Annotated in this window: 14 protein-coding genes; 8 read left to right on the top strand and 6 right to left on the bottom strand. The window is 65.4% G+C overall.

The window, feature by feature from the left end:
- Positions 1-29 precede the first annotated feature (29 nt).
- Together J1N60_RS00590 and citZ are read left to right on the top strand one after the other, a co-directional pair.
- The gene (locus tag J1N60_RS00590; RefSeq protein ID WP_312909825.1) at positions 30-308 is read left to right on the top strand and encodes a DUF7536 family protein; all 279 of its coding nucleotides are present in this window, start codon (positions 30-32) and stop codon (positions 306-308) included.
- Positions 309-465: 157 nt separating this feature from the next.
- Positions 466-1,614 (top strand): citrate synthase, encoded by a 1,149-nt coding sequence (gene citZ / locus J1N60_RS00585; RefSeq protein ID WP_312909823.1) that lies wholly within the window; start codon positions 466-468, stop codon positions 1,612-1,614.
- 39 nt (positions 1,615-1,653) lie between these two features.
- Here citZ and J1N60_RS00580 read toward each other — a convergent pair whose 3' ends face one another.
- Both J1N60_RS00580 and J1N60_RS00575 read right to left on the bottom strand, forming a co-directional pair.
- Positions 1,654-2,040 (bottom strand): hypothetical protein, encoded by a 387-nt coding sequence (locus J1N60_RS00580; RefSeq protein WP_312909821.1) that lies wholly within the window; start codon positions 2,038-2,040, stop codon positions 1,654-1,656.
- Between the two features lie 109 nt (positions 2,041-2,149).
- Positions 2,150-5,020 (bottom strand): hypothetical protein, encoded by a 2,871-nt coding sequence (locus J1N60_RS00575; RefSeq protein ID WP_312909819.1) that lies wholly within the window; start codon positions 5,018-5,020, stop codon positions 2,150-2,152.
- 246 nt (positions 5,021-5,266) lie between these two features.
- Here J1N60_RS00575 and J1N60_RS00570 point away from each other — a divergent pair, with 246 nt between their 5' ends.
- Both J1N60_RS00570 and J1N60_RS00565 read left to right on the top strand, forming a co-directional pair.
- Positions 5,267-6,028 (top strand): DUF4397 domain-containing protein, encoded by a 762-nt coding sequence (locus J1N60_RS00570; RefSeq protein ID WP_312909817.1) that lies wholly within the window; start codon positions 5,267-5,269, stop codon positions 6,026-6,028.
- Between the two features lie 136 nt (positions 6,029-6,164).
- Positions 6,165-6,602, top strand: a complete 438-nt coding sequence (locus tag J1N60_RS00565) for a hypothetical protein (protein WP_312909815.1) — start codon at positions 6,165-6,167, stop codon at positions 6,600-6,602.
- Positions 6,603-6,612: 10 nt separating this feature from the next.
- Here J1N60_RS00565 and J1N60_RS00560 read toward each other — a convergent pair whose 3' ends face one another.
- A complete protein-coding gene (locus J1N60_RS00560) occupies positions 6,613-8,622 on the bottom strand; it encodes an ABC transporter ATP-binding protein (protein ID WP_312909813.1) in 2,010 nt (669 codons plus the stop codon).
- A gap of 217 nt (positions 8,623-8,839) precedes the next feature.
- The gene (locus J1N60_RS00555; protein ID WP_312909812.1) at positions 8,840-9,397 is read right to left on the bottom strand and encodes a hypothetical protein; all 558 of its coding nucleotides are present in this window, start codon (positions 9,395-9,397) and stop codon (positions 8,840-8,842) included.
- A 489-nt stretch (positions 9,398-9,886) separates the two neighbouring features.
- On the opposite strand from J1N60_RS00555, the gene J1N60_RS00550 reads away from it, so the two are divergent.
- The 4 genes from J1N60_RS00550 to J1N60_RS00535 all read left to right on the top strand — a co-directional run bounded on the left by J1N60_RS00550 (position 9,887) and on the right by J1N60_RS00535 (position 15,825).
- Positions 9,887-10,741: a hypothetical protein gene (locus tag J1N60_RS00550; protein ID WP_312909810.1), complete on the top strand. Its 855-nt coding sequence runs from the start codon at positions 9,887-9,889 to the stop codon at positions 10,739-10,741.
- A 3-nt stretch (positions 10,742-10,744) separates the two neighbouring features.
- Complete coding sequence (locus tag J1N60_RS00545) at positions 10,745-12,466, top strand: outer membrane protein assembly factor BamB family protein (RefSeq protein WP_312909808.1); 1,722 nt, start codon at positions 10,745-10,747, stop codon at positions 12,464-12,466.
- 5 nt (positions 12,467-12,471) lie between these two features.
- Entirely contained in the window at positions 12,472-13,842 is a 1,371-nt protein-coding gene (locus tag J1N60_RS00540; protein ID WP_312909806.1) for a cupredoxin domain-containing protein, read from the top strand.
- Between the two features lie 141 nt (positions 13,843-13,983).
- A complete protein-coding gene (locus J1N60_RS00535; protein WP_312909804.1) occupies positions 13,984-15,825 on the top strand; it encodes a plastocyanin/azurin family copper-binding protein in 1,842 nt (613 codons plus the stop codon).
- 253 nt (positions 15,826-16,078) lie between these two features.
- Here the strand turns inward: J1N60_RS00535 and J1N60_RS00530 are convergent, their stop codons facing one another.
- Both J1N60_RS00530 and J1N60_RS00525 read right to left on the bottom strand, forming a co-directional pair.
- On the bottom strand, positions 16,079-17,812 hold the full coding sequence (locus J1N60_RS00530) for a PQQ-dependent sugar dehydrogenase (protein ID WP_312909802.1): 1,734 nt from the start codon (positions 17,810-17,812) through the stop codon (positions 16,079-16,081).
- A 186-nt stretch (positions 17,813-17,998) separates the two neighbouring features.
- Positions 17,999-19,099, bottom strand: coding sequence for a sodium:calcium antiporter (locus J1N60_RS00525; RefSeq protein WP_312909800.1), 1,101 nt, complete (start codon positions 19,097-19,099; stop codon positions 17,999-18,001).
- Positions 19,100-19,252 lie beyond the last annotated feature (153 nt).

Raw genomic sequence — 19,252 nt, 5'->3', positions numbered from 1 at the left:
CTTTGTACGCCCGGTCGAAAGATCGAAACGTGTCACCGTCACCGGACCGTCCGGACCGCCCGCCGACGGCGGCCCTGCTCGAGGCCCTCGACGTCAGGCGAAACGCCGTCATCTCGCTGTTCGTCGGGGTCGCGTTTACCGCTGCGGTCTTCGCCTTCTTCGTCGTCATCCCCGGCTCGAGCCAGCAGTCGGGGTACCTGCTCGCGCTGGCATTCGTCCTCGCGACGACCAGCGCCGGCACCGTCTGGATCGCGTTGACGGTGTACGCCGCCGTCGGTCTCTCGCGGGAGCTGTCTGCGGACGAATAGTTTATATCGAATCGATCGTCGACCGAGCGAGAGCCGACTCGAGGCCGCCCGTTCGAGATTCTGATCCGACAGATACCGATGCAGACGTCGGGACGAGTGCCATGGTGCCAACGGGCAAACGGCAATACTTTTCCAATCCCGCACGAAAGTTCCTGCTATGGCTGACGATCTGAAGAAAGGGCTCGAGGGTGTGTTGGTTGCCGAATCCCAGCTCAGCTCGATCGACGGTGACGCCGGTCGACTGATCTACCGGGGATACCCGATCGAGGAGCTCGCGGAGGGGGCCAGCTACGAGGAGGTACTCTACTTGCTCTGGCACGGCGAACTCCCCGACGCGGACGAACTCGAGTCGTTCACCGACGCGATGGTCGCCGAGCGAGCCGTCGACGACGCCATCCTCGAGGCCGTTCGAAGCCTGGCCGAGGCCGACGAGACGCCGATGGCCGCACTCCGGACCGCGACGTCGATGCTCTCGGCGATGGAATCCGAGAGCGACGTCGGTGCCGAGGATTTCGACGCGTCGCTGCGGAAGGGACGCCGGATCACCGCCAAGATCCCAACCGTCCTAGCCGCCTTCGAACGCTTTCGTCAGGGCGAGGAGCCAGTCGACCCCGACCCCGACCTCGGGCACGCGGCGAACTTCCTCTACATGTTCACGGGCGAGGAACCCGACGACGTCGCCGCCGAGACGTTCGACCAGGCGCTCATCCTCCACGCCGACCACGGCCTGAACGCCTCGACGTTCACCGCGATGGTGATCGGTTCGACGATGGCCGACGTCTACAGTTCGCTGACCGGCGGTGTCGGGGCGCTTTCGGGCCCGCTCCACGGCGGTGCCAATCAGGACGTCATGGAGGTCCTGTTCGAGATCGAAGAGAGCCACCTTGATCCGCGCGACTGGGTCGAGCAGGCGACCGACGAAGGTCGACGCATTCCCGGCTTCGGGCACCGCGTCTACAACGTCAAGGACCCCCGCGCGAAGATCCTCCAACGGCGGAGCGCGGAACTCGCCGAGACCGGCGACGACACCTGGTACGAGATCACCACGACAATCGAGGACTACCTCACCGAGGAGAAAGGCCTCGTCGAGAAGGGCATCGCCCCCAACGTCGACTTCTACTCCGGGTCGGTCTACTACCAGCTTGGGATCCCGATCGACACGTACACACCCATCTTCGCGATGAGCCGCGCCGGCGGCTGGATCGCCCACGTGCTCGAGTACCAGCGTGACAATCGACTCATCCGCCCGCGAGCGCGCTACACGGGTCCCGAGGACCAGACGTTCGTGCCGCTCGAGGAGCGGTAGCGGTAGGCAGTTCGATCCGTTTTCGTTCTGAATTCCCCATCACTCGAGTTGCGTCGCCCGATACCCCGACACGGATTCGACGGCGAGGTAGACCAGAGCTGTGAGGGCGAGCACCGCGAGACCGACCTGTCGAACGGTGACGGGACCGAGTGCGGCGTCGCCAGCGACCCACAGGAGCCCGCCGACCAGGAGGAAGACGGCGACGACGGCGACGTACCGCCAGCGGGATTCGGCCGGGACCATGCCGTCGTCGCCGCGAGCGGCCAGGTAGAGGTGCGCGCCCCCGAAGATGATGCCGTAGCTCACGAGGAAGGCGACGAGGTATTCGGGACCGTCGGTCGCGAAGTCGAACCTCGAGACGACGGCGAAGATGGCAATCGCGAGGGCGATGGCGACCAGATGGACGCGGGTGTCGCGGGAGACCATGCGATCGTATTGTATTTAAGACTATTTGACGTTTTCGAGGACGTGGCCTCGAGAGCAATTCGGGAAGTCGGCGTACTCGAGTGCACGGTGGCCTCCCTCGAGGTGGAGATTATCCGTCGCTCGAGGCGTTCTCGTCTGTGTCTTCGGTTCCATCGTCGGTACTCTCGCCGTCGCCACTACCTCCAGCGTCTGTGCCATCCGTTTGGCCACCTCCTGTGTCGCTCGTCTCGTTCGTATCGTCGGTTGCGTCGTCGTTTTCACTACCTTCGCCATCGGTCTCGCCATCGCCGTCTGTGTTCGCTCCGTCGGTTGTCTCACCATCATCGTCAGTTTCCGCGCCGTCGTCACTACTGGGCTCCTCGCCGTCACCGTACGCACTCGCCGCCTGCGTCGCCACCCGTATTGGCTCCTGCCCTCCGAACGCCGAGAGGTCGACCGTCCACTCGAGGCGCTCGTCTCCGCTCTGGGGCGTCCACCGCGCGGTGAACGACCCGCCGCCGGCTGTGAGTTCGTTCGGGGGCTGGCTACTCGCGGTCCCCGTAGTGAACGAACTCCCGACGATTATCGATACCTCGTTGTCGTTCGTGTAGCCGAAGGTCACGTCGTAGCCGTCCCCCGCGGGTGAGACGGACGCGACCTCGAGTTCCGGCGGAATCGGGGCGATCGACTCACTGCAATCGTGGGGGTTCGAGTGGGTCGTCTCGGGCCCGATCGCGCTCGGGCCGCCGATTCCGGTGATCGCCGTCCCCAACACGCCGTAGTCTTCGACGGTGACGGTGGCGCTCGAGCCGTCTCCAGAGACGCCACGCTCGTCGCCGATTTCGAAGACGACCGTGCCGGAGAAGGGGGCGGGGACGTGTTCGCCGATGGTGACGAAGTCTTCGCCGGCGGTCGTTCCGATCCCGTGGTCGGTGTTGAACGCGGTGTGGGCCATAATCGTGTCGCCGTCTTCGAAGGTACCGGTGACCTCGACGCGCGAGCAGTCGACGAAGGTGACCTCGAGGTCCTCAGTTTCGTCTCCGTCGTCTTCGCCGTCACCGTCTCCCTCTTCGTCATCGTCGTCGTCACTCCCATCGTCGTCGTCGTCCCCATCGCCACCACCACCGTCGACCCCACGAACCGAGACCGTCCGTTCGTCTCGCTCCTCGCCCGCGACGACGGTGATTGGGAACTCGACGTCCTGGCGGACGGGATACGTTTCGTAGCCCAGCGCGAGCGTTTCCGTCTCGCCACCCTCGACGGTCGCCGACGCCGAATCGACGGTCTCGCCGCCGACGACCAGTGAGACGTCCTCGCTCGCGCGTCCGTCGCTCCGGTTCTCGAGTTCGACCGTCACCTCGAGGCGCTCACCGCCAGTGACGGGGTCGTTCACCTCGCTGATTCGCGGTACGAGCGGGGGGACCCCTTCGGCGTAGACCCGCACGAGTCGGCGGTCGCAGGCCCCCTCGGTCCACACCGACACGGGAAATTCGACGTTTCGGCGGACGGGATAGGTCTCGTAGCCCAGTTCGAGGGTCTCGACCGCGCCAGGGTCGAGAGACACCTGCTCGCTCGCGACGCGATCGCCCGCCACGAGGTGAACGTCTCGCGTCATGGATTCGGTTCCCACGTTCTCGACCTCCGCGAGCACCGAGAGCACCTCGCCTGCTGCGACCGGCGCATTGGTCTCGAGGATTCGTATCTCGAGGTCGGCCACACCGTCGGCGTACACCGAGACGGTTCGGTGGTCGGCGTCGTCCCCGGTCGTCACCCAGACGGGGAACTCGACGTCCTGGCGGACGGGGTAGGTGTCGTAGCCGAGGGTCAGCGAGTCCGTCCCGCCGCCGTCGACTTCGGTAGTCAGGGTGTCGACCACCTCACCGCCGACGACCATCGAGACCTCTCGCGTCGCCGCCTCCGGGCCGACGTTCTCGAGGTCGAGGACGAACTCGAGGGGCTCGCCGGCGCCGACTGGGTCGTTCGACTCCTGAATCGAGACGTGCAGGTGGCCGCCATCGGGTTCGACGGGCGTCCACGGCTGGGCCGTCGTCACGGTGCCGTCGCTCGAGCGAACCCAGACGATCACCGGACACCCGTGACAGAGCGAGGCCCCGTCGACCTCGAGCGTTGCGGTGTCCGATGAGCCCGAGACCGAGGAGATTTCGAGGATGCGGTCGGCGTGGCCGAGCCACCAGACGACCTCCTCGAGGCGCCCCTCGGCGTCGGTAACGTCGACGGCGAGTTCGACCGTCTCTTCGTTGCCGACGGCGAGCCGGCCGGGCACGGGGCGAACCGCCTCGACGGCCGGGCCGTCGTGCCCGCCCTCGGCGACCTCGACGGTCCACTCGGCGGTCGCGTTCGCCCCTTCCTGGCCGACGCTCGCTCGAACGGTGTAGGTGCCGGGCTCGTCGAAGGTGTACTGCCAGTAGTCACGACCCGTCCAGCCGAAGTACTCCGCCTGCCACGGCCCCATCGACCAGCCGGCGTACTCGTCGTCGACGTACCAGTGCGTGACCCCGCCGTAGCTCTCCGCGTCGTCGGGTTCGGTCTCGAACTGGACTGTCGATCCGGGCGCGACCGTGACCTGTGAGCCGGGTCGCACGCGGTCGGCCGGCAGGTCGTCGATGCCGGTCACGGTGACGAGTCGCTCGTCGCTCCCATCTCGCGTCTCCACGCGGACCGGAAACTCGACGTCCTGACGGACGGGATAGGTCAGGTGGCTGAACTCGAGGTCGCGGGTCTCGCCGCCCTCGAGTAGGAATGTCCAGCGACCGCCGACCGGATCGCCGCCCACGAGAAACTCGGCTGTGACCTCGAGTTCCGATGCAGTCGTGTTCGTTACCTCCGCCGTGACGGTCAGGTACTCGCCGGCCTCGATGGGGTCGTTCGTCTCGAGGATCCGCACCGACAGGTCCGTGGCCGTCGCGAGCCCCCCGTCGGTGACCGAGACGAGCACCCCGACGCTGGTGCCGAGTCCCACCAGATAGCCTCTTCGGCGCATGCGAGTGGCTACGCGGGCGAAAGGCAATATATTCTATTGGGTAAATTTGAAATTAACCACGTGACGATGAGTTTCACGGTCGGTGACATTGGTTCGACGAGCCTCCCGTGGCCGGAAACGCGAGTACGTCCTCGCTATGCGGACTGTCGTTCTCGAGCGAACGGCGTAGGACGAGGCTTCGCGCCGACTGTCATCGTAACTGACGTAGTGGTTTATGGCTCCTCTGTCCTCCAACTCGCTCACACCATGCCAGTCTCACGACGACGGACGCTTGCCGCACTCGGCCTCGCCGGTGGCGTCGCCGCGACAAGTGGAACCGTCTTCGCCGCAGGCGAACACGAAGACGACGAACGGGAATCGGACGACGACCACGAGGGGAACGGCGCCGACGACCGTCAGACGCCGCTGACGGCCGTCCGCGTCGCGCACTTTTCGCCCGACGCACCGAACGTCGACGTCTACGTCGACGGCGACCGGGTCATCGCGGACCTGGCCTACGAGAGCCTGACGCCGTACCTCGAGCTACAGCCCGGGACCTACACCGTCACGATCACGGCAGCGGGCGATGCCGACACCGTGGCCTTCGAGGGCGACCTCTGGCTCGGCCGGGCGTTCTACACGGTCGCCGCCATCGGCGAACTCGAGGGTGGTACTTTCCGCCCGCACGTGCTGGTCGACGACGGCTCCGTCCTGCTTCGAGCCGTCCACGCCTCACCCGACGCGCCGGCCGTCGACCTCTACGTCAACGACGGTGACACCCCCGTCGTCGAGGACCTCGCGTTCGGCGACGCGACGAACTACGTTGCGATTCCTGCCGCCGACTACACACTCGACGTGCGGCCGGCCGGTGATTCGGAGACGACCGTCGCCTCGTTCGATCTCGCACTCGAGCGCGGCCTCGCGTACACCGGGTTCGCCGTGGGATACCTCGAGCCCGACGAGGGTGACCCCGAGTTCACCCTCCGAGCGACCGTCGACGGGCCGATGGCCGTGGCGGACGACGCCTGATCGGCGCTCGAAACCGTCGATGAGCGCCCCTTCCTCGGCTGGAGCGCTGCTGTGCCCCCTCGAGACCCACTGACGGACTCGAGCGAACCAGGCTCGTGGAAATGTTTTTACGCTTATCTGACGAGTGAGAAACGAGATGATTCGCCCGCCCGGCGCCCTGCATCGAGGGAGCGAAGTCGTGTTCGCAGTCTTCGTACTATTCGTCGACGTCGTCCTGCTCGCCAACCGGCCCCTGCCGTGGCCGTCGTGGCCGAAACTGGGTTCCGTTCCGATCGACCCCGAACTCGTGTTGCCGGGTGTGCTGGCAATCCTCGTCATTGTTGGCGTGGTGAGGGAGGGACTGGGACTCCGCGTCGGTCAGTTAGCGGCACTTGGATTCGGGGCGCTGACGCTCTGGTGGGCGTCGCTCAGCCTCTACACGCTCTACGCCGGAACCGGCGGGGGCGTCTTCTTCGGCGGCCTGTTCACCCTCGTCAGCGCCACCCCGCTCGCCGTCGTCGTCCTCGCTCGAGCGGGTGTCCGCCGAGACCTCCACCGGCGCCTGGTCGCGTCCGTTCGGCGGGCGGGGACCTGACCGATCCGTCTCAGTCCCCGCCGTCGGCCATCGCCTCGAGCGCCTCATCGAGCGTCCCGGCCTGCGCTTCCCACAGCGTCGCGTATCGGCCGCCGGCCGCGAGCAGCTCCTCGTGGTCGCCGCGTTCGACGACCCGACCGCCCTCGAGGACGAGGATCGCGTCCGCCTCGCGAATCGTCGAGAGGCGGTGGGCGATGGCGAGAGTCGTTCGTCCTTCCGTCAGGCGGTCGATCGAGCGCTGGATCAGGAGTTCGGTCTTCGTGTCGACGGCGCTCGTCGCCTCGTCCAGAATCAGGATCTCGGGGTCCTGCAGGACCGTCCGGGCAATGGCGATCCGCTGGCGCTGGCCGCCCGAGAGTTTGACGCCGCGCTCGCCCACCCGCGTCTCGTAGCCCTCGGGGAGCTCCTCGATGAACTCGTGGGCCTGGGCGGCCTTCGCGGCCTCGCGGACGGCCTCGTCGGAGGCGTCGAAGTGGCCGTACCGGACGTTGTCCGCGATGGTGCCGTCGAAGAGGAACGTGTCCTGGCTGACGTAGCCGACGGACTCCCGGAGGTCCGCGAGGCGAACGTCGCGGACGTCGTGGCCGTCGACCCGTATCTCGCCGTCGTCGACGTCGTAGAGCCGCAGGAGGAGTTTGAGTACGGTCGACTTGCCGGCGCCGGTCGGTCCGACCAGGGCGACGGTGTCGCCCGGTTCCGCCGTGAACGAAACGTCCTCGACGACGATTTCTGCGTCGTCTTGGCCGTCGCTACCGTTGCCGTCGCTATCGCCGCCACCATCGTTTCCGGGACTCCCGTCGCCGGATGCCTCGAGACCGTCACCCGACGTGTCGTCCCCACCGATGGCCCGCCGCTCACCGGTCGCGTAACTGAACGTCACGTCGTCGTATTCGACGCGGCCCGCGACGTCCTCGAGCGGCTCGGGGTCGTCGGGGTCGGAGACGTAGACGGGGATGTCTCGCAGACCGAACACGCGCTCGCTCGAGGCCTTCGCGTTCTCGTACTGGTCGACGATGTTCGAGACCTCCGCGAGCGGGGCGACGATCCGCTGGGTCAGAAAGAGGAAGGTGACGAAGTCACCAACCGAGAGCGTTCCCGTGAACGGGCCCGGCGCCGCGCCGTTCGTAAGCCAGAGGCCGCCGACGAGGAAGGTCGCGGCGAAAGCGAGGCCGGCGAGCAGTTCCATCCCCGGTCGGTAGACGTACGAGAGCTTGAGGACGGCCATCGTGTCGTCGAACAGCCGCTTCGAGGCCTTCCGAACCCGCGAGACCTCGTACTCCTCGCTGGCGGTCGTCTTCGTCAGGTCCATCCCCGAGAGGCTGTTCTCGAGGCGGGTGTTGAGCCAGCCGACAGAGGACCGCTGGCGGACGTATCGGGGCTCGATGACGCGCATGAACCACAGCGTGAAGGCGAACATCACCGGCACCGCGACGAGCGTGACGAGCGCCAGCTGCCAGTTCAGGTAGAAGAGGACGCCCGCGATGCCCCCGACCATCACGAGCAACCGGGCGGAGTTCATCAGGGCGTTGTCCAGGAATCGCTCTAAGTTCTGGGTGTCGTTGTTGAGGACGGCCATGACCTCCCCGGTCTGCTTGTCGTCGAAGAAGGTCATGTCGAGGTTCTGCATCTTCCGGAAACAGTCGACCCGGACAGCGTGCATGACGCTGTGGGCGAAGAGGTTCGCCGACACCCCGTAGATCCAGGTGAAGAGGGCGACGGCGACGAACGCGCCGGCGATGGCCGTGATCGAGAACCAGAACTGCTCGAGGCTCTCCGTCGGGAGCCACGCGTCGGGGACAACCGGCAGCGAGTAGGCTCCCTCGCCGACGAAGATGGCGTCGATGGCCGCCCCCAGCACCAGCGGCGGCACCAGACTCGCCATTCGGGCCAGGAAGTTGGCGACCATGCCGATGCCGAACCAGCTCAGTCGACCGGGTCCGTACTCGCGAAAGAGCCGCCAGAGCGGTCGATCGACGTGCTCCCGGTAGGCGTCGAACGGGGTCTCGTCCTCGGTACTCACTACATGGTCGAACCGTTTCGAAACGTAAACGGGCCACGGTTTCGGAAGGACGTGCCTGTTCGAGATGGGTTGCTTATCCGTAGGAGATACGCACCGGCGTCGAGGGAGATGTGCCGTCACTCGGACGGTACGCGACGGGGTCGCGGTCGAGCCCCTGGGAGCGACGCTGCCTTTTTCGAGCCCGGACGTCACCGCTAAACGCGACGGAACCCGTCTCCTACCGCGTCTGGGCGTATCCGGCGTACTCCGCGTTTGTAATGACGTCGTGGCGGAGCAGCTCGGTTGCCTCTTCGATCGTCGCCGTGCCCTCACCGAATCGCCGTCGCAGTTGCTCGAAGTCCCGATCTCGATCGAACTCAACGGTGAACTCGAACTCGTCCAGCGTCCAGCCGTTTCGTCTCGCTACCCGCTCCATCGCGTTTCCGAGGGTGGCTTCGAAGCCCTCCGTTTGCCGGTCGGTGTTTGGCTCCTCCAGACCGAGGTAGAGGAACGCGAGGAGGGCGGCCGCTCCGGAGCCGACGGGGAGGGCCTCTCGGCGGTCCTCTTTCCGATCCTCATCGGCGTCTGCCGACCTGTCGACCGATCCGTGCTCCGTCGATCGGAAAACCCACCGTCTATCGTCGGGCTGAAGGTTCTCCCACAGGACCAGAGCGTCCCGGGCGATGGCGTTTCGCACTTGCTCTCTCACGTACCGTCGTTCCGTCTCGTCGTGTTGGAGTTCCCCCTGAAGATTTTCGCGCTGGTCGGCAGTGAGGATTCCCGTGTCGGTGGCCATGCCTAAAGATGACACGTGATACCGCATAATCCTGTGGACCGCTAGAACGAGCTAGATGTCGCGTCACGGGCATCCGAAACGGAGTGACGGTGACTGCGAAGATCACGGTGTCAGCCACGGTCGATCGCTTCGATGAGCACGAAGGTATGGACTGCGAAACAGCCTTCTCGTCGGTTTCGGCTAATGGATCCCTCTCGGCAGTTACGGCCGGCGTTCGGCAGTGTGCCGTTCGAACGGCGCTCATTTCGCGTTCGCTACTCGAGGAAGGCAGTAACTACCTGAACCATAATCAATAAATAAATGTGCTAGTCGTTCACTGAATCAATATATTACACATTGTGTGTGTATGGAAATTACTAATACGCTCTGTATGGCGAGTTACTATGTGCCATGGCCTACGGTACCAATCCTCAGAAAAGATACAGTTATGGGGTCGTAAACGAAGCTAATCGCCGTCAATTCCAGGAGGCGCTAGGGATCTCGACGCCCGTGACAGTTTCCGGGCCCGTCCTCGCCGACCTTCGGTCGGAAGTCGAAGACGAGGCGACGGATGAATTAGCGGCGATGGGTCGGAAAGTTGAGGAGGGACTCTCCGAACCGCTCGACGCAGCGTTGCTCGCCACGGAGTTGTCGGAGTTGAAAGACGAGTTCGAGCGGATTCCTGAACTCCGCAATCTCGGCGTCCCGGAGTACGGAGAGACGCCGTACCAGGACCTGACGCCGGCGGCCTGGCGGATCAACGATCACCTGGTGGAGACGGGGTTCTTCGAGAGCGCCGAGGAAAACCTCCCGGCGTTCACATCCGAACATATCCACGCGACCACGAGACAGTTGCTCCGAATGGACTCGTTACCCGGGATGTTGTCCGAACTCGGATTCCCCGACGACGAGCAACTCGCTGTCGTGACGAACATTGTCACCGCCCGCGAGCAACTGTCGTGGTGGCAGCCGACGCCCAACTACCCGCCGGTCGAAGCCGAGGACGATTACGACGAAGGTGTCGCCTACGAGACCGTCGCGCCGCTGCACCACCGCGCGATGGAGGGGGCGCTGCTGTGGATCGACGGACTCGACTGGTGGATCTGGCAACACGAGGTACTTGTGACCGACGAGATGATCAATCGCGGCGTCTGGGACGTCAAGTCGATGCTCGCCGGCGCCTACCTCATGGGCGACGCTGCCAGACGCCTCGCTGAGGGGACGGCCGGCGACGAGGGCCTGACGACATTGATCACTGTAGGCGCTGCGATCATGATAATCGGTCAGGAGTTCCTCGCCGAGGACATCGCCTGGATCGACGACGAAATGCGAAAACCGCTGGACGAAGCGCACGAGGAGGTGTGAACAATGAACCGAATGCTACAAAACGAGATCGACCACAGGGAGGACGTTGAGGTCATCCGAGAGGGCCCGTACCAAGAGAAACCCGGCGAGTCGAATATTGAACAGTTCGACACCGATCAGATCACCGAGGGAGAGATCACGGAAGAACACCTCCACGAAACGGGCGAGCGGACCGACAACTGGCTGATCATGGGGGGCGCCTACGACAGCCAGCGCCGGTATCCAGGTGACGAGTTGAATCCGGAGAACGTCGGCGACCTCGAGGTCGAGTGGGAGTTCGAGCACGGGGATCCGCCGATGACGGCGTACCAGAACTCGCCGATAATCGTCCAGGGCGATCCCCCGATCATGTACCTCACGTTCGGGCCCGACGAACTACACGCCCTGAATGCACGAACCGGCGAGTTCCTCTGGTCGCACATCTACGAGCCGACCGTCGGGGCGAGTCCCGACACCGCCCCCGCCGAGCGCGGCGCGGCCGTGTTCTGCGACTGGGTGATAAAGAGCACCCTCGATCTCGGCGTGATGGCCGTAGATCGGTACACGGGCGAGGACGTGTGGTACTACAACGGCGCGTGTGCGTACCGGGGCGAGCCCGCCGACGACCTCATGCACGAGGAACTCATGTGGGAGCGCTCCCGCGGGACCACTTCGTCGTGGCCGCCGCTCATCTACGACGGGAAGATCATGAAGGGCAGCTTCGGCGGCGAGTACGGCGTCAGCGGCTTCTTCGACGCGATATCGCTCGAAGGCGAGCCGCAGTGGCGGGTCAACATGACCCCCGAGGAGGAGTGGGTCGGCGACTCCTGGAAGCACGGCGGCGCCACCGCCTGGGCCTCCGGGGCCGTCGACGTCGAGACCGACCAGGTCATCATCCCGTCGGCGAACGCGGCGCCGTGGTACGGTACCGTCCGACCGGGGTGGAACCCTTACTCCGCCGGCAAGGTTGCGGTGAGCACCGAGGACGGCGAGTACCGGTGGCACCACCAGGACGCGCCCCACGACTACTGGGACTACGATTCGCCGAGCCCCGCGCTGGTCTACACCGCCGAGGTCGACGGCGAGGAGCGGCGACTCGCCTCGTGGGCCCCGAAGTCCGGCTGGGTACACACGGTCGACGTCGAGACCGGCCAGCTCGTCCAGCGCAGCGAGGAGTACGTCCAGCACCACAACATGTGGACGATCCCGGGGAAGGAGGACCTGAACAAGATGCCGTGGATCATGCCCTGGTTGGGCGGCGGAACGAACCCCCAGCCCAGTTCCTACCACCAGGAAAGCCAAACGATGGTCGTCACCGGACACAACGAGCCGTGGCGGTGGGCCTGGGAAGACACGTGGTACGAGCCGCCGGGTGAGGGCTTCTCCGGCATCGCCGAACTCGAGACGACCGAGTACCTCGAGGAGTGGAACGGATTCCACGGCGTCGTCGCCGGCATCGATCCCGTCAGCGGCGAGGTCAAGTGGCAGGACTGGCACGACGACGTGGCCCGAGGCGGAACGCTGTCGACCGCATCCGGCGTGTCGTTCGCCGGAACCCGCGGCGGGGACTTCATCGCCTACGACACGGAAACCGGCGAACGGCTGTGGGCCGACCAGCCCGGCGGCGAAGACGGCGAGGTAGACGGGTCGCCCGTCGCCTGGCACGATCCCTACGAGGAGAAGGTGTTCGTCTTCGTCTCGACCCAGCAATCCGGCGTCGCGACCGCGTACTCGGTCGAGGTGTGACAATCATGACTATGCACGATCAACGAGCCGACGACACAGAACTGAAGGTACTGCGGCGAACCGTCCTCAGATCGACCGCGGCGGGCGCGGGACTCGCCGCGCTGAGTGGGCGAGCTGTCGGAGACGACGAAGGGGAAGCCGACGAAGATGGGGACGAGGCAGCCGACGAAGAGGAAGGCAACGGCGGCACGGAGGCGGAGTTCGCCGAGGTCGTTGTCGACACCCAGGTTACCGATGGGTCCTCCGTCGAGATCGAATCGGCGACGCTGCCCGATGGTGGTTTCGTCTCCCTCGTGGATCCCGTGGCCGCTCACGACGAACTGCCGCTCGAGACGATGCCCGATCTGGGGCAAGTCCTCGCAGTTCAGGTTCAAGGTGCCTCCGAGTTCCTCGAAGCGGGCACTCACGAGGACGTCGTGATCGAATTCGAGGAACCCCTGGAAGGAGAGCGGCTCTACCAGGTGTGGGCCCACCAGGATACCACCGGCGACGAGACGCTCTCCTTCATCGAGAGCGCTGGCGAAGAGGACGGACGGTATCCGGAGCCCCAACCCGCAGCGGAAGGGTTCCAAGAGGCCGACGAGATCCTCCTCGAGGGGCGGATCGAAGGGTGGACCGGCGTCGAGCCCAACGTGATCAGCGGCCAGACCAACCCGACCCTCGTCTTCGTCGAAGGAGAAACCTACCAAATTACGTGGGAAAACGCCGACGGGGCGGGACACAACATCGAACTCCGAGACGAGGGCGGCGAGGTCGTCGACGACTACTCGACTGACGTCATGGCCGAAGAGGGCGAGACGCAGACGCTCGAGTTCGAGGCCACCAGCGAGATGGCGCAGTACGTCTGTGACCCTCACGACGATACGATGGTCGGCGATATCGAGATCGAAAGCGAGGAAGATGCGGCGGAGAACGGCGAAGACGGAGCGGAGGACGAGGAGAACGGCGAGGACGACGAGGGGACGGCGGACGAAGAAGCGGAAGAGGAAGCCGAAGAGGGGGATCCAGGCGAGGCGCAAGCGGGCGAAGAGGAGAACGGCGAGGACGAGGAGAACGGGGAAGACGGAGCGGACGACGGCGAGGAAGCGGAGAACGGCGGAGACGACGAAGGGACGGCGGACGAAGAAGCGGAAGAGGAAGCCGAAGAGGGAGATCCAGGCGAGGTGCAAGCGGGCGAAGAGGGGAACGGGGAGGAAGCGGAGAACGGCGAGGAAGAAACGGACGACGAGGAGAACGGCGGGGACGGAGCAGACGACGGCGAGGAAGCGGAGAACGGCGGGGAGGGTATCCACCCCACCCAGGAGCCGCCCATCGTCATGGGCGACGTGTACCTGCATCAGCTTCAAGAGGGAATCGAGCTGTCGGACGAGGAATAGGGCGATAAAACATCTCTTTTGCACGCAGATGGAACCAGCCAGGCCAGCAAAAACGACGGATAACGAATCACGACAGGCGCGTCGAACGTTACTGACCAAGTAATCGAGCGAACCCACGACACGAACGAACACGACGTGACAATGACCTACCAAAACGACCGGAGCGGTTCACTCAGGCGAACGTTCATGAAAGCAGCCGCGGCCACGGGCGTCGCGGTCGGGGCGGGTACGGCAGTCGCGACCCAGGGGGATGCCCTCTCGACCGACATCGAACTCGACGGAGACAGAGGCGGTTGGGAGGGGACTTCTCCCGACGAGATCAGCGGGGGGACGAATCCGACGCTCGTCCTGGAGGCCGGTACGACGTACACGGTCACCTGGGAGAACGGAGACGGTGAACCCCACAATTTCGTTATCGTCGACGAGGAGGACGAACGACTTGTCTCGACCGATATCATGAGTTCTCGCGGCGAAACGCAGACCGTCGAGTTCGAAGCCACCGAGGAGATGGTCGCGTACTTCTGTGCACCGCACAGAGGATCGATGATCGGCGACGTCGAGATCGTCGGGGGTGACGAAGGGGCGGACGAAGCGGAAGAAGCGGAAGCGGAGGAAGAAACTGACGGCCCGGACATCGAGACTGTCGTCGACATCTCGGGCGAGCCGACGGCCGAGAACCTCGCGGTGGACCCCGACGGCTCGCTGTACTTCAGCATCACCGCCGGCGAGATCAGACGGATCACCGCGACGCAGACCCAGGAGACGGGACTGTCCCTCGACGACGCCGAACTGGTCGGCGAGCTTCCCGGCGATACGCTGGGCGTCGAGGTCGCTCCCGACGGGACGTCCTACGCCGCGGTGCAATCCGGAGAGGAAACGGGCGTCTGGCGATTGCCCCGCGACGCGGCGGGGACGGAATCGGACGACGGGGGCGAGACCGACGGCGAGGACGAAGCTGACGCTACCGTCGCGACGAGTTCCCACGACGAGTTCGGCGAGATCCTCGTCGACTCGGAGGGAATGACCCTCTACATGTTCGACGAGGACGAACAGGACGCAGGGGAGAGCGCGTGTTACGACGACTGCGAGGAGAACTGGCCGCCGTTGACCGCCGAGGAGGAGCCGACCGCCGGCGACGACATTTCGGCTGAACTAACGACGTTCGAGCGCGAGGACGGGGAGACGCAGGTTGCCGCGAACGGCTGGCCGCTTTACTACTTCGCCCAGGACGAGGAAGCCGGCGACGCGAACGGGCAGGGCATCGGCGACGTCTGGTGGGTGCTCGACGAGGCCGGCGAGCCGGTTCGCGAGACGGACGACGAGGCGGCGAACGGAGACGAAGCGGAAGACAACGAAGTCGAGGGCGACGAGGCCGCCGACGCGGAACTGTTCGCCATCCTCGGCGTCGAGGACGAAGCCGTCCCGAACGGGATTGCGCACGATCGGCTGCGCGATCGGCTCCTGGTCACGGAATCCTTCGGCGGGGTGGTCTACGAAATCCCGCTCGACGCGGACGATCCCGAGAACGCGGCGTCGGTCTGGTTCGAGGACGACCGCCTCTCCACCGAGATGTTCGGCGTCAACGGGCTCACCATCACGCCGGACGACGACGTGTTCCTCGCGGTCACCGACGACGAGGTCGACGGCGAGGAGGCCGGCCGGATCGTGCGCGTCCCCGTCGAAGACGACGGAAGCGCGGGAGAGGGCGAGACGTTCGTAGAGGGGCCGGAGGTGCACGGCGCGGACGGGCTCGCGTATCACTCCCTCGACGAGCTACTCTACGTCGCCGCAATTCTCCAGAGCACGGTCGTACTAGTCTCCTCCGACGGGGAGACCGAATCGGTCGCGACGGAAGACGACGGTCTCGTCTTCTGTTCGGACGTGGCGTTCGGAACGGTCCCCGGCCAGTGTAACGACCTGTTCATCTGCAACTTCGCTCCCGAACAGCCGGAGGAGTCGGCGATTCTCCGGTGGTCGCCGTAACCGATCCCCCGAGCCGCTCGGGGAGGTTCGGTTATCGAACGGCGATCGAACCGCCGCCGGCAGACTGCTCACTGGATTCCGCGAGCGGACTAACCCGACCGTCACCGTCTCTTCGCCGTCTGCATTGCGACGGATCGCTCTTCGGCGGTTCCGTTTTCGCGAAGAAAGAACCTCGAGGAGGGCGGGTGCTGAACCCGGATCCGTGACCCGGCCTACAGGAACGCGTCGTCCCTGCCGTCGGTTTCGGTACCGTCTATTCGCCGTCGGTCTCGTTGCCACCTAAGTCGTCATCGGTCTCGTTACCGGTACCTTCTTTCTCTTCCTCCGCTTTCCCGGCTTCTTCATCCTCTCCCTCGGCACCGGCGTCACCGTCGCTATCCGCCTCGACGATCCGGTGGACCTGGCCGGTCTCGCCGGTGGGGCCGGTATTCTCGGTAGTGAGTACGTAAACCTCGCCGTCGGAATCCTGGCCGAACGCGAGGATGTTCCGATCAAGCGCGCCCTCCGCGGCGAGATCGTTCGCCTCGACGACTAACCGCTCCATCGGCCAGAGGTCGTCCTCGCCGTCGCCGCTGTCATCCATATCTCCGTCGCCACCGGCGTCGGTTTCGTTCCCGTCCGTGTCGGCGGTCTCGTTACCGTTTCCGATGTCGTCCCCGTCGCCTTCGTCGTCCATTCCCTCGTCCTCGAGCCACCCTTCGGGCGGCCGTGCGAGGAACAGCGGGCCGCTCCAGTCGCCGAAGACGTACGTTTCCTCGAGATCCGAGACGGTATCGCCGTCGTAGACGTGGCCGCCGATGATCGAGACACCGATGGGTTCGCCCTCGTACTCCTGCGGGTACTCGATGACCGGGTCGGTCAGTTCCTCGCCGCCGCGAACGTCGTCGGGCGTCTCGTCGGGGCAGCCCTCGTCCTCGGGCGCCTCCTCTGGCGATTCGGTGCTGAAACAGTGAGTGCCTTCCTTGACGTTCCAACCGTAGTTGCCGCCCTTCTCGATCGCGTTGACTTCCTCGAACAGGTTCTGTCCGACGTCGGCCAGCAGCATCCGATCGCCGTGGAAATCCATGCTCCCCCAGGGGTTGCGCAGCCCCCAGGCGTAGTGCTCCGGAAGTCCCTCGTCGGAATCGAACTCCCCTTCCTCGGCGAAGGGATTGTCCTCGGGAATACCGTACGTCCGGTTGTCGGTCCCGTCGCCGGCGTCGTCGCCCTCGGTCCCGTCGTCTTCCCCCTCGCCGGTTCCTTCGTCGACGTCGATCCGAAGGACGGCACCGAGGAGGTTCTCGGTCGTATCCTGACCGTTGCCGCCCCCGTTCTCGTCGTACCAGTCCTCGACGTGCTCCTCATCGTTGTCATTCGCACCGCCGCCGTCACCCGTGGAGACGTAGAGGTAGCCGTCCGGACCGAACGCGACCATGCCGGAGTTGTGGTTGGACTGCGGCTCGTCGATCTCCAGGACCACCCGCTCGGAGTTGGGATCGGCCGACTCGTTGTCGTCGCCCTCCGTCTCGAACTCCGAGAGGACGAAGGTGTGGCTCCACTCCTCGGGCGTCACTTCTCGCGGGGGTGCGCTGTAGCGCACGAAGAACCTGCCGTTCTCCTCGAAGTTGGGGTGGAACGCGAGTCCCAGCAGGCCGCGCTCGTCGAAGTCCTCCATCAGGTCGACCATCCGGCCCGAAATGTCGAGGAACGGTTCGTCCTCGAGGCCGCCCTCGCCGTGGACGTAGATCTGGCCGGTCTGGTCGACGACGAACCGCCGGTCGGTCTCCTCGTCGGCGACCTGGAAGTCGACCGGCGCCGTCAGTTCCTCCGCGACGGTCTCGAGTCCGACGGTCGGTTCTTCTTGCAGGAAACCGTCTTCGCTGTCGTCCTGTGCTACCGCCGCCGTCGCCCCGAGACCGGCCGCGGTGCCGATCGCCGCCGAGCGGAGCAGCGTCCGCCGCGTCACGTCCGGAACCGTCGGTCGGCCTGTGTTCTCTTGTTCTGACATTATATGTCGAATACGCTGTCGGATGAGTGTCGTCGTCTGCCGATTCGCGTGCGGGTCAGTCTGGACACGATTCGGGATAAACAGCGCCGATCGTTCCCCGAACAAGGATCTATTGTCCGAGACGCTATCGTCTAATAGGGGGTTGAGAACGCCGTATCCGGTGCGTACCGGCGGGATTTTCCGTCCTCAGGCGTAGTTCGCGATCCAGTAAACACCGTAGAGCGCGAGCAGGAGCGCCCCGCCGGACCGGGTCACCCGTCCCCGGGCAAGCATGGCCGCGACGACGACCAGCGACGCCGCGAAGATCGGCCAGTGGACGGTCATGACGGCGCCGCCGGTGTCGATCGGGGTCAACAGGGCGACGATTCCGACGTTGGCCGTCACGTAGAAGACCGTACTCCCCACGACGTTTCCCACCGCGAGGTGCGGCCGACCCTGCCTGACCGGTTCGACCGTCAACGCCAGTTCCTCGATCGAGGCGATAAAAGAGAGCACGGTCGCGCCGAACGCGAGTCCCGAGATCCCGAGCGAGACGAAAATCCCCTCGGCGCTGACGACCGTGATCCCGGACCCGACGGTCATGCCGACGGCCGCGAGGACGGCGACGCCGAGTGCGAATCGGCCGCTCCGACCCTCGAGGCTCGGGACGAACTCGTCCACGTCGAGGTCCACGTCGGCCAGCCACTCGTCGGCCGCCGTCCCGTCGCCGTCCGGCTCCACCGCGGGCTCGGCCACGTCGTCCGGCTGACCGGTCGGCTCGGCCCCGGAGCGGTCCTCCGCGAGGTCGACGACACCCTCGACCTCCTCTGCGAGCAGGTAGGTCGTCTCCGACCGGCGCTCGAGCCAGTAGATGGCGGTCAACAGGGGGACGAACAGGACGAGCAGCCCCGCTCCGCCGGCGCGGCCGATCGTCCCGTCGACCGACAGCGCGAACGCGGGGAGAGGGACGACAAGGATCAACAGGAGATAGATACGGGGGACGTCCATCCGGAAGGGCACGAGCAGCCCCGCGATGCCAACGGCGACGGCAAGGACGAACAGCGCCTCGCCAAACACCGTCCCGAGGGCCAGTCCCGGCAGTTCGACGGCAGCAGCGGTGACGCCGAGAACCGCGTTTTCGAGGTCGACGCCGGCGAGGACGACCGCGAGAAAGAATCCCGAGATCCCGAGCGAGACGGCGCTCTGGGCCACGGCCTCGATGAACACCTCGACGGAGTAAACGACGGTTGCCACTCCCAGCACGAACGCCCCGACGAGGACGGCCAGTTCGACACCCGTCGTGACCATATACGCACCTATACGGCTAGCTCCCACTTAATTTAGGGACGCCGACCGCTCGCGGGTCGGGTCGTTGTAGCCAGCGTGCTGGACGCGCCCGGCGACCGGACGCCGTGGCGATTTCGAGGCAGGAAGGCATCGCGTGAGGGATCGCCTACGATC

It is taken from the genome of Natronosalvus caseinilyticus, assembly GCF_017357105.1.
Classification (GTDB): Archaea; Halobacteriota; Halobacteria; order Halobacteriales; family Natrialbaceae; genus Natronosalvus; species Natronosalvus caseinilyticus.
The sequence above is the reverse complement of the archived record's forward strand: the minus strand, read 5'-3'. Positions and strand labels throughout refer to the sequence as shown.